Genomic DNA, 15,465 nt, shown 5'->3' on the forward strand with positions numbered 1-15,465 from the left:
ACGAAACGGTGCAGGTCGTTTCCACGAAGACACAGCGATGCGCCCCCGCGTTCGTCACATCCTCCAAGGAGGCTGCCCGGGGGCGGGGCAAGTGGAAACCTGCCTTACCCATGGACCCTACCCGAACAGGATTCGTTCCTTCGTGATCACGATCCCTGGACCGGGTGACGGGGGCTCAGGTAGCTTCAAACCCGCAGGTCTCGGCGGCAGGCACCACGCCGTCCACGAGCCCCGAACACCTGTCGCGCGTCTGGCCGGAGAGGATGGGGATCCGCCTGTGGAGAGCGAACTGCCCGACATCTACTGCCCTTTCCCCCAGCGGAGCAATCCGCATGTGGACCACACCCGTGAGCACCTCGACGCCTGGACCCGGCGCACCGGCCTGGTCCACCGGGAGTCCGCCAGGGAACGTTTCGAGCAGGCCGACTTCGGCGCCTTCGTGGGCATGGTCTACCCGACGGCGGACAGTGAGCACCTGGATCTGGTCGCCGACTGGTTCGTCTGGCTCTTCCTCGTCGACGACCAGCTCGACGACGGACACCTGGGCCGCAGCCCCGACCGTGTACGCGACGTGGTGGAGCGCATGCGCGCCGTGGTCGAGGGCACCGCTCCCGGCCCCCGTCCGGGCGAGGAGGCCCCCGCCGCGCTGATCGCCCTGGCGGACCTGTGGGAACGTACGATTCCGCAGGCCGCCCCCCACTGGCGCGCCCGCTTCACCTGGCACCTCATGACCTACCTGACGACCGCCACGGCCTGGGAGGCGGGGAACCGCGCCGACGGTGTCGTGCCGTCCGAGGCGACGTACATCGCCAAGCGCAGGCACACCGGGGCCATCCATGTGTGCATGGACCTGATAGAGATCGTGGCCGGCATGGGGGCACCCGAGTCGGTGCACAACGACGCCCGGTTCATCACCGCGCTGGAGGCGTCCTGCAACGTCGTGTGCTGGGCCAACGACGTCTACTCCTACGAGAAGGAGCAGGTGCTGGGCGAGATCCACAACCTCGTGCACCTGGTACGCCACCACCGCGGCTACGGGAAGCAGGAGGCGCTCGAGCACGTGTGTGCGGAGATAGCCACCGAGACGGAGCGCTTCCTCACCGCCGAGGGCGAGCTGCTCGACCTGTACCCGGAGCTGGCGGGGCTGCTCGTGCCCTATCTCGACGGGATGCGGAGCTGGATGCGGGGCAATCTCGACTGGTCGCGGCAGACACCCCGCTACAACCCCGCGGAGGTCAGCCAGTACGCCGAGCCCGGCGCGTACCTGGAGGAGTCCGTGCTCGGCGTGGGCGCGGAGCCCGCAGAGCCTGAGACGGGGGCCGCACGGCCCGGGACGGGGGCCGCACGGCCGGACCGGGCCCGGCCGGACACCCCGGACCCGGCGCACCTGGACACCGGCGACGCCCGGCTGGGAGCGGGCCACGGCCGGCGCTGAGCCGGTCACGACGGAAGACGGAGGCCGGGCACCCGTGCGGGTGCCCGGCCTCCGCCGTGACCGGTGCCGTGAGCAGCCGGTCTCAGTCGTCCGGGTCGGCCCGCTCCAGGGCGGGCCGGGAGCCCGCGGCGGACTCCGTCAGGAGGTAGTCGGCCGCGGCGGTGTCCGTCACGAGGCTGGTGACCAGCCCCGAGCGCAGCACCGCGCCGATCGCCGCCGCCTTGCGCTGGCCCCCGGCGATGGCCACCACCTCGGGGATCCGGCGCAGCCGGTCCGCCTCCACGGTGATGCACCGCTCGCCCAGGTCCCGGCCGACCCGTCGCCCGTTCGTGTCGAAGAGGTGGGCGGACATCTCCGCCGCCACGCCGAGGGAGGCGTAGTGCGCACGCTCCTCGTCCGACAGCATGTCGTGGACGGTGGAGATGCCGGGCTCCCAGGAGCCGATGGAGACCGCGGCGACCGTCACCTTGTCGAAGTACTCGAAGGCCCGGGCGATCCCCGTCTGGTGGCGCAGCGCCGCCGCCGTCGCCGGGTCGGGCAGCAGCATCGGCGCGTAGATGGGGTGCGCCTCTCCCCCGGACACCTGCGCGGCGCGGCGGACCGCCTCGACCGAGCCGCGCTCGGCCGTCCCCGCGTCGTAGACCCCGGTCAGCTGGACGACCGTGCACGGGGGCAGCCGGTCGAGGGCCGCCGCCATGTGGATGGTGGAACGGCCCCAGGCCAGCCCCAGCACATCGCCCTCGTTGACCAGCTCGCCGAGCAGGTCGGCCGCCACCTCGCCCAGGTTCTCCGGGTCGGCCGCGTCGTCCTGTTCCTCCGCCGGTGACTCGACCACGACGGCGTGCCGCAGGCCGTACCGCGCGCGGAGCGCGTCGGAGCGCTCCGCGTCCAGCTCCGCCGGTACCCGGATCTCGATCCGTACGAGATCACGCTCGAGGGCCGTCTCCAGGACCCGGGCCACCTTGAAGCGGCTGACGCCGAACTCCTCGGCGATCTGGATCTTCGACTTTCCCTCGAGGTAGAACCGGCGGGCCATGGCCGCCGCCTGCACCAGCTCCGCGGGTCCCATCCGCATGGCTGACCGACCCGCCGAGATGCCAGACACCGCGATCTCCTCACTGCTGTTCACACGCTCGATACGCCGTCCATCCTGTCAGATCCGGCGATCCTTGATCAGGCCCGTCGGGCCGCGTTCACCTGAGCTTGGTTCAGTGGCCGCATGCCCAGGGTGCCGTGGCCGTGACCGCGTCGGCCTGGGCGCGGAGCGCCCGGACCGCCTCGGCGGGGTCCTCGGCCCCGTAGACCGCCGAGCCGGCGACGAACACGTCGGCGCCCGCCTCGGCGCACCGCTCGATGGTGGTGGCGGAGACCCCGCCGTCGACCTGGAGCCACAGCTCGAGGCCGTGCTTCGAGATCAGCTCACGGGTGCGGCGGATCTTCGGCAGCATGATGTCCAGGAACGCCTGGCCGCCGAAGCCCGGCTCGACCGTCATGATCAGCAGCATGTCGAGCTCGGGGAGCAGGTCCTCGTAGGGCTCGATGGGCGTCGCGGGCTTCAGCGCCATGGAGGCGCGGGCGCCCTTGGCCCTGATCTCCCGTGCCAGCCGTACGGGCGCGGCCGCGGCCTCCGCGTGGAAGGTGACCGAGCCGGCCCCGGCCTCGACGTACTGCGGGGCCCAGCGGTCCGCGTCCTCGATCATGAGGTGGCAGTCCAGCGGGGTGTCCGTGGCCTTGCTCAGCGCCTCGACGATGGGCACGCCCAGCGTCAGGTTGGGCACGAAGTGGTTGTCCATGACATCGACATGGAGCCAGTCGGCGCCTTCCACGGCCTTCGCCTCCTCGGCGAGGCGGGCGAAGTCGGCGGACAGGATGCTGGGGTTGATCTGGGCCATGCACCCAAGCCTGCCATGCTCCGCGCCACTTCCCCGCCCCGGTGGGCCTCAAAGCCTCACGGGATCATTACGGTTCGCGCAATCCCGGCCTTTTCCCCCCGGTCAGGCCGTGCGGCGCAGGAGGGCGAGGTACATCGCGTCCGTGCCGTGCAGATGCGGCCACAGCTGGACGTCGGGACCGTCTCCCAGCGCGGGCACACCCGGCAGCAGCGGGCGGGCGTCGATCCACTCCGCCGCGGGGGCCGGTCCGCCGCGCCCCTTGAGCACGTCCTCGACGACGACCCTGGTCTCCGCGAGGTGCGGCGAGCAGGTCGCGTAGCCGACGACTCCGCCGACCCGGACGGCCTTCAACGCCTCACGGAGCAGGCCGCGTTGCAGGGGGGCGAAGCTCTCCAGGTCCCCGGCGCGCCGCCGCCAGCGGGATTCCGGACGCCTGCGCAGCGCGCCGAGACCGGAGCACGGCACGTCCATGAGGACCCGGTCGAAGGACCCGGGCTGCCACGGCGGCCGGGTCCCGTCGGCGGTGATCACCTGGTAGGGCCCGGGGTTGCCGGCCAGCGCGCGCTCGACGAGCCGGGCGCGGTGCGGCTGCTTCTCCGCGGCGAGCAGCGTCGCGCCGCGTCCGGCGGCGAGCGCGGCCAGCAGCGCGGCCTTCCCTCCCGGGCCGGCGCAGCCGTCCAGCCAGCGGGTGTCGTCACCCTCGACGGGGGCGTTGGCCAGGGCGGCGGCGACGAGCTGGCTGCCCTCGTCCTGCACACCGGCGCTGCCGTCCCGTACGGCTTCCAGGGCGCCCGGCTCGCCGCCCTCGGCCATCCGCACGGCGTAGGGCGACCAGCGGCCGGGCAGGCCGCTCTCCTCACCGAGGGCGTCGAGCAGCTCGTCGGGGGTCGAGCGGCCGGGCCGGGCCACCAGGGTCACCTCGGGCCGTTCGTTGTCGGCCTCCAGCAGGTCCTCGATCCCGGCGCGGCCGCCGCCCAGGGCGTCCCAGAGGGCGGAGACGATCCAGCGGGGGTGCGAGTGGACGACCGAGAGGTGCTCCTCGGCGTCGTCCTCGTACGAGGGGGCGACGCGCTCCACCCACGTCTCCAGGTCGTGCGCGGACACCTTGCGCAGCACCGCGTTGACGAACTTGGCGCGGCCCTCGCCCAGCACCACCCGCGCGAGCTCCACGCTCGCGGAGACGGCCGCGTGGGTCGGGATACGGGTGCCGAGGAGCTGGTGGACACCCATGTTGAGGACATCGAGCACCGGCGGGTCGACCTCACGCAGCGGCCGGTCGATGCAGGCGGCGACGATCGCGTCGTACGTGCCCTGACGGCGCAGGGTCCCGTAGACCAGCTCGGTCGCCAGCGCCGCGTCCCTGCCCTCGAAGTCGCCCGCGGCGCGCGCCTTCTTCAGCAGCGGGGGGAGGACGAGGTTGGCGTAGGCGTCGCGTTCGTCGACCGCCCTGAGCGCCTCGAAGGCGAGGAACCTGACGGGGTCCTTCTTGGGGCGGCGATGCGGCTTGGCGGGACGTCGACGCTGCTGGTCGTTCACGTGAAAGGTGCTCCGCTGATGGTGAGGGGGCGAACCCGTCCAGCGTACGTCGCCGCCCGGGGGCCCGGTCCCGGGCCCCGGCAGGCGTGCCTGTGGCCTCAGAGGCCCAGGAGCTCCCCGTGGACGATGCGCACGCCCCGGGCCCAGTCGGCGGCCCTCATCGGCTTCTTGCCCTGCGGCTGGACCCAGAGCAGCTCCACGGCGTGGGAGCCGGTGCCCACGTACACGTTGTTCTTGCCGGCGGACAGCTCGCCCGGGGCGAGGTCGGTGCGGTCCAGGACGGGGACGGCCTGGACGAGCTTGAGGCGTTCGCCGCGGAAGAGGGTCCAGGCCCCCGGGGCGGGGGTGCAGCCGCGCACCACGCGGTCGACCCGGAGCGCGGGCTCCGTCCACCGCACCTGGGCGTCCTCGACGCCGATCTTCGGGGCGAGCGTGACGCCCTCGGCCGGCTGCGGCACGGCGTGCAGGGTGCCGTCCTCGACGCCGTCCATGGTCGCCGCGAGCAGCCCGGCGCCCGCGAAGGCGAGCCGGGTGAGCAGATCACCGCTGGTGTCGGTGGGCCGGACCTCCTCGGTGAGGACGCCGTACACCGGGCCCGAGTCCAGCCCCTCCTCGATGAGGAAGGTCGACGCCCCGGTGACCTCGTCGCCGGCCATCACCGCGTGCTGCACGGGCGCGGCACCGCGCCAGGCGGGCAGGAGCGAGAAGTGCAGGTTGACCCAGCCCCTGGCCGGGACGTCCAGCGCGCTCTTGGGGAGCAGGGCGCCGTACGCGACCACGGGGCAGCAGTCCGGTGCGATCTCCCGCAGCCGCGCCAGGAAGTCCTCGTCACGCGGCCTGGTGGGCTTGAGCACCTCGATGCCCGCCTCCTCCGCGCGCTCGGCCACGGGGCTGGCGACCAGCCGGCGTCCCCGCCCGGCCGGTGCGTCGGGGCGGGTCACCACCGCGGCCACCTCGTGGCGGTCGGAGGCGATCAGGGCGTCCAGAGCGGGGACGGCGACCTCGGGGGTGCCTGCGAAGACGAGCTTCATGGGTGGCGGACTGCCTCTCGGGCCGGAACGTACGTGGCGAGCAGCACACCAGTCTAGGGGGTGCCCCATGGTCCCGCCCGGGCCGCCCGGACCGGGGGCGTACGCACGCGGGTGCGCCCCGCGCATATGCACATACGCCCCTATTGCGTGACCACATGGCCGGGTGACGCGTTGGTCAAGTGAGATTGACCGAAGTGGACCGCCGCCGCGCGGTCCGATCCCTTTCAACGCCGGTTCGAGAGGCTTGTTCATGGCCGACCACGCAACCCACGACGCCCAAGCGCGTGCCAGCCTGCACCTGTTGGTGCGGGACATCGAGCGGGTCCGGCGGCAGGTGGACGCGCTGCGCACCCTCACCGCGCAGCTGGGCAACGTCTACCGTCCCCGCCGCTCCGGCCCGTCCGCGGGCTTCGTCGTCTACGGCAGGGCGCCGGCCCCGACGGTGCGGCTGGCCCAGGAACTGCGGGACAGCGTCGAGACGCTGGTCACCGCCGCGGTGGACTTCGACCGCTCGCTGGGCTTCTCGTGGGACGCGGTGGGTTCCGCCCTCGGCGTCACCAAGCAGGCGGTCCACCGCCGTTACGGCGCACGTCGCGCCACCCCGCAGCCGGGGGCGGCGGAGGCCGTCGCGGAGACCGTGAACCGCCCGGTGCCCGCGGGGCCCGGCTCCTCCCCCGTGGTGCCCGCGGCCCGCTCCATGCCGCCACAGCCCTCGGACCGGCCCGGCGTCTTCCCCGGCCCGCGCAACGGCTGACGGCGGCGGGGACGGCCGGGCACACCCGGCCGGGGCGGCGCCAGGACGGCGGTCGAGGACGCTCGGCCGCCGCACCAGGGGTCGGGAGCCGGAGGCACCCGGTGGCCCGCCCGGCTCCGGCCGGGTCAGCCGATGTCCGGCGGATCGATCCTGATCCGCACGGGGTCCCCGGTGCCCCTGGCCGTCCGGGTCGCCTGGGCCGTCTTCAGGGCGGCCGCCAGCGCGGCACCCCGCCCCGGCGGGACCCTCACCAGCGCGCGCTCCCAGGTCTCCCCCGGCGGGGCGTCGCCCTGTCTGCGGGGCCTGCCGGGACCGGCCCCCTGCACGGGCACCGGGCCGAGCACCTCGGCTTCGGGGGGCAGCTCCGCACCGGCGAGGTACGCGGCCACCGCCTCCGGCGGGCCGGTCACCGCGGCCATCCTGGACACCGGGGGGAAGCCGAGCTCCGCCCGCTCCGCGAGCTCGCGGCGGGCGTGACCGACCGGGTCCCAGCGGACCAGGGCCTGCACGGGCCTCAGGGTCGGCTCGGCCACGATCACCACCGTGCCGCCCTCCGGCTGCCCCCGCACCAGCGCGGCGGCGGCCGTCCAGCGCCGCAGGGCCTCCTCACCCGCCCGCAGGTCGGGCCTGCCGACCATCGCCCAGCCGTCCAGCAGCAGCGCCGCCGCGTAGCCGCCCTCGGCCACCGGCTCGGCCCCGGGGGTGCTCACGACGAGGGCGGGCTGGTCGGGCACCGAGTCCAGCACGTGGTCCCGCCCCGACGTCCGTACGGGCACGGCGGGAAACGCCCGGCCCAGTTCCTCGGCGGTCCTGCGGGCCCCGACGATCTGTGCCCGCAGCCGCACACCGCCGCAGGCCGTGCAGTTCCAGGCCGTCTCGGCCCGCCCGCACCACGCGCAGTCGAGATCCCGCTGGTCCGGGGCCTGGAGCGGTCCCGCACAGTGCCGGCACCGCGCAGGCTCGCGGCAGCGCTCGCAGGCCAGCCGGGGGGCGTACCCCCGGCGCGGCACCTGGACGAGCACGGGGCCGCTGCGCAGCCCGTCCCGCACGGTCTGCCACGCCAGGCTGGGCAGTCGCGCCGAACGGGCCGCGCCGTCCCGGGCGAGCTCCCCGTCGCCGACGGTGCGCACCAGGGGGGCGGCGATCCGCATCTGCTCCCGCTCCGCGCGCAGGGGCAGGGCCCAGCCGCTCTCGACCAGCTGGGCGGCCTCGACCGTGCAGCTCGTCCCGCCCAGGAGGAACGCGCAGCGGCCGTGCGTCGCCCGGAGCTCCAGGACCTCCCTGACGTGCGGGAAGGGAGCGTTGTCGTCGCTGTGGCTGGAGTCCCCGTCGTCCCAGAGCGCCACCAGGCCGAGGTCGGCGACCGGGGCGAACATCGCCGCCCTGGTCCCGACCACCGCGCGCACGGAACCGCGCCGGACCGCCAGCCACTGGCGGTAGCGCTTCTCCGGCCCGGAGTCGGCGGTCAGCAGCGCGTGGCGCCCCTCCCCCAGCACCGCGGTGAGCGCGGCGTCGACCCGGCCCGCGCTCCGGCCGTCCGGTACGACGACGAGCGCCCCCCGGCCCGAGGCCAGGGTCGCGGCCATCGCACGGGCGATCTCCTCGGGCCAGTGCGGTCCCGGCAGCGCCGTCCACACCGCCCGGGGCGCCCCGCCCTCGGCCAGTGCCCGCAGGAAACCGGGCCCCTGGGCGTAACGCTCCCAGGTGCCGGGTGACGGGACGGGCGGAGGCGGAAGGGGGTCGGGCGACGGTTTGCCCTCGGCACGGCCGTTCCTGGGGGGCACGGCGAGCTGGAGCACGTCCGCGAGGCTGCCGGCGTAACGGTCGGCGACGGCCCGCGAGAGCTCGAGCAGCTCCGGCCCGAGGACCGGCTCCGGTGAGACGACGTAGGCGAGGGCCGCGAGGGCTCCCTGGTAGTCCGAGGTGGCGCGCCGTTCGATCAGGAAGCCGTCGATCAGGCCGCCGCCCTCGCGCCGCCCGCCGCGGACCTGGCGTCCTCCGGCTCCGAAGCGCACCCGGACCCGCACGCCGGGCTGCGCGTCGGCGTCGAGCTCCTCGGGGACGGCGTAGTCGAAGTACTGGTCGAGGTGGAGGGCGCCCTTGTTCACGAGGACGCGGGCGACCGGCAGCTCCCCGGCGAGCGCGGCGCCCCGCCAGGTCCGCGGCTTCGCACGCGGCACCTCCGCCCGGCGCACCGTCTCCCGGATGAGCGCGAGCTGCTCCGGTGCCCCGGGCTCGTCGGACCGCTCGTCGTCGCTGCTCACAGCCACCTTCCTACCAGACGCCACTGACACGTCCGGACCGCCGGGACCGGCCGGGACAGCACGGCGGGGCCCGGACACCTCGTAAGGTGTCCGGGCCCCGGCGTGAAGGACTGCGGGCGGTACTAGAGCCCCGCGGCCGCGCGCAGCGCGTCCACGCGGTCGGTGCGCTCCCAGGTGAAGTCCGGGAGCTCACGGCCGAAGTGTCCGTAGGCCGCGGTCTGGGCGTAGATCGGGCGGAGCAGGTCGAGGTCGCGGATGATCGCGGCCGGGCGGAGGTCGAAGACCTCGCCGATGGCGTGCTCGATCTTCTCCGTGTCGACCGCGGCGGTGCCGAAGGTCTCGACGAAGAGGCCCACCGGCTCGGCCTTGCCGATCGCGTAGGCGACCTGGACCTCGCAGCGGGTGGCGAGCCCCGCCGCCACGACGTTCTTCGCGACCCAGCGCATGGCGTAGGCGGCCGAGCGGTCGACCTTGGACGGGTCCTTGCCGGAGAAGGCACCGCCGCCGTGGCGGGCCATGCCGCCGTAGGTGTCGATGATGATCTTGCGGCCGGTGAGGCCGGCGTCACCCATCGGGCCGCCGATCTCGAAGCGGCCGGTCGGGTTCACCAGCAGGCGGTAGCCCTCGGTGTCCAGCTTGATGCCGTCCTCGATGAGCTGCGACAGGACGTGCTCGACGACGAACTCGCGGATGTCCGGCGCGAGCAGCGAGTCCAGGTCGATGTCGGAGGCGTGCTGCGAGGAGACGACGACCGTGTCGAGGCGGACGGCCTTGTCGCCGTCGTACTCGATGGTGACCTGGGTCTTGCCGTCGGGGCGCAGGTACGGGATGGTCCCGTTCTTGCGGACCTCGGAGAGGCGGCGCGAGAGCCGGTGCGCGAGGTGGATCGGCAGCGGCATCAGCTCGGGGGTCTCGTCGCAGGCGTAGCCGAACATCAGCCCCTGGTCGCCCGCGCCCTGCTTGTCGAGCTCGTCCTCCTCCTCCCTCCGGGAGGCACCCTCGACCCGCTTCTCGTACGCGGTGTCGACACCCTGGGCGATGTCCGCGGACTGGGCGCCGATGGACACCGAGACGCCGCAGGAGGCTCCGTCGAAGCCCTTCTTGGAGGAGTCGTAGCCGATCTCCAGGACCTTGTTGCGCACGAGGTTGGGGATGTCGGCGTAGGCCTTGGTCGTGACCTCACCCGCGACATGCACCAGACCGGTGGTGATCAAGGTCTCGACGGCGACGCGCGAGGAGGGGTCCTCACGCAGGAGGGCGTCGAGAATCGTGTCGCTGATCTGGTCAGCGATCTTGTCGGGGTGGCCCTCGGTAACGGACTCCGAGGTGAAGAGACGGCGGGACACATCGCTCCCTGGGGTTGCAGCGGCTGCTGGCTGATCATTGATGGAACTCCGGGAGCTGCGCCCGGCACATTCCGTCGGCCAGTTTATCGGTCGCTTCCGGTGTTTGGGTCACGTGTCTCGCCCCTTGGGAGGTCTGTGACCTGCGGCACTGTTGACGGCAGTACGACAATCCCTCCTCACGGGGTCGAGAGAGAGCCGATCGCCGTGTCTTCCTGCCCGGCGGGACGGCCTTTACGCAATCTAACGGAAACGCGCCGTGACCAGGTCCCAGACGGTGTCGGCAAGCGCTTCCTTCGGCCCGTACGGCACAGCGGTCTCGCCCCCGTCGGCCCCGAGCACGACCGCCTCGTTCTCCTCGGCACCGAAGGTCTTGCGCTCCCCCACCTCGTTCACGACGAGCAGGTCGCAGCCCTTGCGGCGGAGCTTATCGCGGCCGTTGGCGAGGACGTCGTCGGTCTCCGCGGCGAATCCGACGACGAGCTGCCCCGGCCGGGCCCGGTCAGCCGCGACCTCGGCGAGGATGTCGGGGTTGCGGACCAGCGCGATCGGAGGCTGTTCCTGACCGTCCTTCTTCTTGATCTTCCCCGTCGCGTACGCGGCCGGCCGGAAGTCGGCGACCGCCGCCGCCATCACGACCACATCGGCGTCGGCCGCCGCCTTCAGCACCGCCTCGCGGAGCTGCACGGCGGTCCCGGCCCGCAGGACGTCGGCTCCCGCGGGGTCGGGGAGCCCGGTGTTCGCCTCGATCAGCGTCACCCGGGCGCCCCGGGCGACGGCGGTGCGGGCGAGGGCGTAGCCCTGCTTGCCCGAGGAACGGTTGCCCAGGTAGCGCACCGGGTCGAGCGGCTCACGGGTGCCGCCCGCGCTGATCACCACATGCCGGCCGGCGAGGTCCGGGGCGACGGGGCCGCGGGCCAGGACCCTGCGGCAGACCTCGAAGATCTCCCCGGGATCGGGCAGCCGGCCCTTGCCGGTGTCCACTCCGGTGAGCCTGCCGACGGCGGGCTCGATGACGACGGCACCGCGGCGGCGCAGGGTGGCGACGTTCTCCCGGGTGGCCGGGTGCTCCCACATCTCGGTGTGCATCGCGGGAGCGAAGACGACCGGGCAGCGCGCCGTGAGCAGGGTGTTGGTGAGGAGGTCGTCGGCGAGGCCGTGGGCCGCCTTGGCCAGCATGTCGGCGGTGGCGGGCGCGACCACGACGAGATCGGCGGCCTGGCCGATCCGGACGTGCGGCACCTCGTGCACGCTCTCCCAGACCTCGCTCGACACGGGGTTCCCGGAGAGGGCCGACCAGGTCGCGGCCCCGACGAAGTTCAGCGACGCGTCGGTCGGGACGACCCGTACGTCGTGGCCGGACTCGGTCAGCCTGCGCAGCAGTTCGCACGCCTTGTACGCGGCGATGCCCCCGCTGACCCCCAGGACGACCTTCGGCTTCTCCACTGCGTCTCCCCGCACTCGTGTCTCCGCGCACTCGCGTGCGGCCTCGTGACGTACGGACTCCATGCTGCCTCACCGCGCCGGGCCGCCTGTGCCGGGTCCGGCACCGGACACGCCACAGGCCCGGCGGTTACGGGCCGCCGGGCCTGTGGTGAAGGTGCGTTTCCTGCGTGCCGCCTGCTTACTGCGCGGGGCCCTCGATGGCCTCGGAGGTGAGCAGGCCCGCGTTGATCTCGCGGAGCGCGATCGAGAGCGGCTTCTCGTGCACGTGGGTGTCGACGAGCGGACCGACGTACTCGAGGAGGCCTTCACCGAGCTGCGAGTAGTACGCGTTGATCTGGCGCGCGCGCTTGGCGGCGTAGATCACAAGGCTGTACTTCGAGTCGGTGGCCTCGAGGAGCTCATCAATCGGCGGGTTGATGATGCCCTCGGGCGTGGTGATGGAAGAGGACACTCTCTGCCTTCCGAAGGGGATAGTGACCAAAGAGATCTTTGATCATGCTGGTTCCGCAGTGTGATGCTCTGCGTCCGCGGGCCGGCGAGGGGACCGTGAGGTCAGTCGTCGGTACCGTGGAGGCCGGAAGCCTGCAGCATCAACGTTAGCAGCTCGCGTGCCACGTCCTCGACGGAGGTGTTGACGAGCGTGGTGTCGAACTCGGCCTCGGCGGCCAGCTCGACCTTCGCCGCCGCGAGACGGCGCTCGATCACGTCGGGCGCCTCCGTGCCGCGGCCGGTGAGCCGGCGCACCAGCTCGTCCCAGCCGGGCGGCGCGAGGAAGACGAGCTGCGCCTCGGGCATCGACTGGCGGACCAGCCGGGCACCCTGCAGATCGATCTCCAGCAGCACCGGCTCGCCCGCCTCCAGGCGGTCGAGCACGGCCCGGCGGGGCGTGCCGTAGCGGTTGCCCGCGAACTCGGCCCACTCCAGCAGCTCGCCGTTGGCGATCAGCTTGTCGAACTCCTCGTCGTCGACGAAGAAGTAGTGGACACCGTTGCGTTCGCCGGGTCGCGGCTTGCGGGTCGTGGCCGACACCGAGAGCCACACCTCGGGGTGAACCTTGCGCATATGAGCGACGACCGTGCTCTTGCCGACCCCAGAGGGGCCGGAGAGCACGGTCAGCCGCGGACGTACGTCCGGGGGTACGGGGGACTTCCCCCGGGATGTTGCAGCCATGGGGCGATTATCCCCGCTCTCAGGAGTGCCTGAGAACGTCAGGCGGCGCTGCCGCCGAACTCACGCTCCAGGGATGCGATCTGGTTGGAGCCAAGACCCCGGACCCGGCGGCTCTCGGAGATGCCGAGCCGCTCCATGATCTGCTTGGCGCGGACCTTGCCCACGCCCGGCAGGGACTCGAGAAGGGCGGAGACCTTCATCTTGCCGATGACGTCGTTCTCCTGGCCCTGCTTGATGACCTCATGGAGCGAGGCGCCGGAGTGCTTGAGTCGATTCTTGACCTCGGCCCGCTCCCGGCGAGCCGCGGCGGCCTTTTCGAGCGCGGCTGCGCGCTGTTCAGGGGTAAGGGGCGGAAGAGCCACGCCTACGTCACCTCGGATGTCGATCTGTCGGATACGGACCGGCGAGGAACCTGATGGCTCCGCACCTGGTGAGCCAACGAACAACGTGTACTCGTTGGCTCTCGACGGAGACTAGCGGCCAAGGCCGCCTGAGTCAGCGAGAACAGCGGAAAAGTCCTGGTCAGCCTCGATCGAGCCGGACATTTAGGCCATAACAACCCGGAATTTTGGTCAGGATTCCACCAACAGGCAGTTACGTGGCATGGTCAAGCATCCGAGACGGCCGTACGGATCTCCTCCGCGAACCGTCCGGCGGCTTCGCGCAGCCCTGACGCGTCCGGTCCGTGACGCAGTACACCCCGGCTCACGCTCGGCACCACGTTGCCCACCGCGGCACCGAAGACACCGGGAAGATCAGCGGGCGTGGCGCCCTGGGCGCCGATGCCGGGAGCGAGCAGCGGACCGTTGATCGACAGGTCGACTCCCGCGTCCCCGAGCGTCGCGCCGACCACCGCGCCGACGGAGCCGAGCGGCGTCGCGCCCGTGTTCTCGGCGGCCATGTGGTCGAGCATCAGCTGCGCCAGCGAGCGCCCGTCGGCGGCGGTGGCGCGCTGCACCTCGGCGCCCTCCGGGTTGGAGGTGAGGGCGAGCACGAAGACACCCGCCCCGGAGACCGCGGCGGCGTCCAGCGCCGGGCGCAGCGAGCCGAAGCCGAGGTACGGCGAGACGGTGACCGCGTCCGAGAAGAGCGGCGAGTCCTTGTCGAGGTAGGTGGCGGCGTAGGCGCCCATCGTGGAGCCGATGTCTCCGCGCTTGGCGTCCATGAGCACGAGGGCCCCGGCCGCGCGGGCCTCCTCGACGGCCTCCTCCAGGACGGCGACGCCGCGCGAGCCGAAGCGCTCGAAGAACGCGGACTGCGGCTTGAGCACGGCGACCCGGTCGGCCAGCGCCTCGACGACCGTGCGCGTGAAGCGCTCCAGCCCCGCGACGTCGTCGTTCAGGCCCCAGGAGGCGAGCAGGGAGGCGTGCGGGTCGATGCCGACGCAGAGCGGCCCGCGGGTGTCCATGGCGTGGCGCAGACGCGCGCCGAAGGGTTCAAGGGTCACTGCGTGACCTTCCGTGTCTCGGCGCCGACGGCTTCGGCGAGGGTGGCGTACGGGGAGGCGGCCAGACGGGCGGCCAGGCCCTTGTGGATCGCGCGGGCGTAGAACGGGCCCTCGTAGATGAAGGCGCTGTAGCCCTGGACGAGGGTGGCACCGGCCAGGATGCGCTGCCAGGCGTCCTCGGCGTTCTCGATGCCCCCGACGCCCACCAGGGTGATCCGGCTTCCCACACGGGCGTACAGGCGGCTCAGGACCTCCAGGGAGCGCTCCTTGAGGGGCGCGCCGGAGAGTCCGCCGGTCTCCTCGACCAGGGACGCGTCCGACGTCAGGCCGAGGCCGTCGCGGGCGATGGTGGTGTTGGTGGCGATGATGCCGTCCAGACCGAGCTCCACGGCGAGGTCGGCGACCGCGTCGACGTCCTCGTCCGCGAGGTCCGGGGCGATCTTGACGAGCAGCGGGACCCGCCGGTCGGTGACGGTGCGGTCGGCCGCCTCGCGCACGGCGGTCAGCAGCGGGCGGAGCGCCTCGGTGGCCTGGAGGTTGCGCAGGCCGGGCGTGTTGGGCGAGGAGACGTTCACGACGAGGTAGTCGGCGTGGACGGCGAGCCGCTCGGTGGACTTCACGTAGTCGCCCACGGCCTCGTCCTCGGGGACGACCTTGGTCTTGCCGATGTTCACGCCGACGGTCGTGCGGAAGACAGGGGTGCGGGCGGCGAGGCGCTCCGCCACGGCCGCGGAGCCCTCGTTGTTGAAGCCCATGCGGTTGATCAGCGCGCGGTCCGCGACCAGGCGGAACAGCCGCTTCTTCGGGTTGCCGGGCTGCGGCTCGCCGGTGACCGTGCCGATCTCGATGTGGTCGAAGCCGAGCATCGACATGCCGTCGATCGCGACGGCGTTCTTGTCGAAGCCGGCGGCGAGCCCGAAGGGTCCGTGCATCCGCAGGCCGAGGGCCTCGGTGCGCAGCTCCTTGTGGCGGGGGGCCAGCGCGGCAGCGGCGAAGGTGCGCAGCACGGGGACGCGGGCGAGGAGGCGGATCCACCGGAACGCCAGGTGATGGGCCTGCTCCGGGTCCATCCGCTTGAAGACCAGCTGGAAGAAGAGTTTGTACATCACGGTGTCCTCATGAAGAGGGGGACACCGTTTCCGGTGTC

Annotated in this window: 14 protein-coding genes; 2 read left to right on the top strand and 12 right to left on the bottom strand. The window is 72.7% G+C overall.

Features of this window, described 5'->3' with window-relative positions; all coding sequences use genetic code 11:
* The first annotated feature begins 277 nt into the window (after positions 1-277).
* Entirely contained in the window at positions 278-1,435 is a 1,158-nt protein-coding gene (locus tag OG488_RS06160; protein WP_329226657.1) for a terpene synthase family protein, read from the top strand.
* Positions 1,436-1,517: 82 nt separating this feature from the next.
* Here OG488_RS06160 and OG488_RS06165 read toward each other — a convergent pair whose 3' ends face one another.
* From OG488_RS06165 to fmt, 4 genes are all read right to left on the bottom strand, one after another.
* Positions 1,518-2,504, bottom strand: coding sequence for a sugar-binding transcriptional regulator (locus tag OG488_RS06165; RefSeq protein WP_329238462.1), 987 nt, complete (start codon positions 2,502-2,504; stop codon positions 1,518-1,520).
* Between the two features lie 139 nt (positions 2,505-2,643).
* The gene (gene rpe, locus OG488_RS06170; protein WP_329226658.1) at positions 2,644-3,327 is read right to left on the bottom strand and encodes a ribulose-phosphate 3-epimerase; all 684 of its coding nucleotides are present in this window, start codon (positions 3,325-3,327) and stop codon (positions 2,644-2,646) included.
* Between the two features lie 102 nt (positions 3,328-3,429).
* Positions 3,430-4,863 carry an RsmB/NOP family class I SAM-dependent RNA methyltransferase gene (locus OG488_RS06175; RefSeq protein ID WP_329226660.1) on the bottom strand — a complete coding sequence of 478 codons (1,434 nt, stop codon included), beginning with the start codon at positions 4,861-4,863 and terminating at the stop codon, positions 3,430-3,432.
* A 98-nt stretch (positions 4,864-4,961) separates the two neighbouring features.
* Positions 4,962-5,894 (bottom strand): methionyl-tRNA formyltransferase, encoded by a 933-nt coding sequence (gene fmt / locus OG488_RS06180; protein ID WP_329226662.1) that lies wholly within the window; start codon positions 5,892-5,894, stop codon positions 4,962-4,964.
* A 250-nt stretch (positions 5,895-6,144) separates the two neighbouring features.
* Between fmt and OG488_RS06185 the strand changes: the two genes are divergently transcribed.
* Positions 6,145-6,648, top strand: a complete 504-nt coding sequence (locus tag OG488_RS06185) for a hypothetical protein (protein WP_329226664.1) — start codon at positions 6,145-6,147, stop codon at positions 6,646-6,648.
* 125 nt (positions 6,649-6,773) lie between these two features.
* Here OG488_RS06185 and OG488_RS06190 read toward each other — a convergent pair whose 3' ends face one another.
* The 8 genes from OG488_RS06190 to OG488_RS06225 all read right to left on the bottom strand — a co-directional run bounded on the left by OG488_RS06190 (position 6,774) and on the right by OG488_RS06225 (position 15,424).
* Positions 6,774-8,912, bottom strand: coding sequence for a primosomal protein N' (locus OG488_RS06190; RefSeq protein ID WP_329226666.1), 2,139 nt, complete (start codon positions 8,910-8,912; stop codon positions 6,774-6,776).
* 122 nt (positions 8,913-9,034) lie between these two features.
* Positions 9,035-10,258: a methionine adenosyltransferase gene (gene metK / locus OG488_RS06195; protein ID WP_329226668.1), complete on the bottom strand. Its 1,224-nt coding sequence runs from the start codon at positions 10,256-10,258 to the stop codon at positions 9,035-9,037.
* Between the two features lie 240 nt (positions 10,259-10,498).
* Positions 10,499-11,701 carry a bifunctional phosphopantothenoylcysteine decarboxylase/phosphopantothenate--cysteine ligase CoaBC gene (coaBC, locus tag OG488_RS06200; protein ID WP_329226670.1) on the bottom strand — a complete coding sequence of 401 codons (1,203 nt, stop codon included), beginning with the start codon at positions 11,699-11,701 and terminating at the stop codon, positions 10,499-10,501.
* 178 nt (positions 11,702-11,879) lie between these two features.
* Positions 11,880-12,152 carry a DNA-directed RNA polymerase subunit omega gene (gene rpoZ, locus OG488_RS06205; protein ID WP_003970369.1) on the bottom strand — a complete coding sequence of 91 codons (273 nt, stop codon included), beginning with the start codon at positions 12,150-12,152 and terminating at the stop codon, positions 11,880-11,882.
* 101 nt (positions 12,153-12,253) lie between these two features.
* Positions 12,254-12,871 carry a guanylate kinase gene (gene gmk, locus OG488_RS06210; RefSeq protein WP_329226672.1) on the bottom strand — a complete coding sequence of 206 codons (618 nt, stop codon included), beginning with the start codon at positions 12,869-12,871 and terminating at the stop codon, positions 12,254-12,256.
* Between the two features lie 38 nt (positions 12,872-12,909).
* On the bottom strand, positions 12,910-13,233 hold the full coding sequence (locus tag OG488_RS06215; RefSeq protein WP_014157387.1) for an integration host factor: 324 nt from the start codon (positions 13,231-13,233) through the stop codon (positions 12,910-12,912).
* A 245-nt stretch (positions 13,234-13,478) separates the two neighbouring features.
* Positions 13,479-14,318, bottom strand: coding sequence for an orotidine-5'-phosphate decarboxylase (gene pyrF, locus OG488_RS06220; RefSeq protein WP_329226673.1), 840 nt, complete (start codon positions 14,316-14,318; stop codon positions 13,479-13,481).
* Entirely contained in the window at positions 14,315-15,424 is a 1,110-nt protein-coding gene (locus tag OG488_RS06225) for a quinone-dependent dihydroorotate dehydrogenase (RefSeq protein WP_329226675.1), read from the bottom strand. The genes pyrF and OG488_RS06225 overlap by 4 nt, the downstream gene beginning before the upstream one ends.
* Positions 15,425-15,465: the final 41 nt, after the last annotated feature.

Origin of the sequence: Streptomyces sp. NBC_01460 (assembly GCF_036227405.1) — a bacterium.
Lineage (GTDB): Bacteria > Actinomycetota > Actinomycetes > Streptomycetales > Streptomycetaceae > Streptomyces.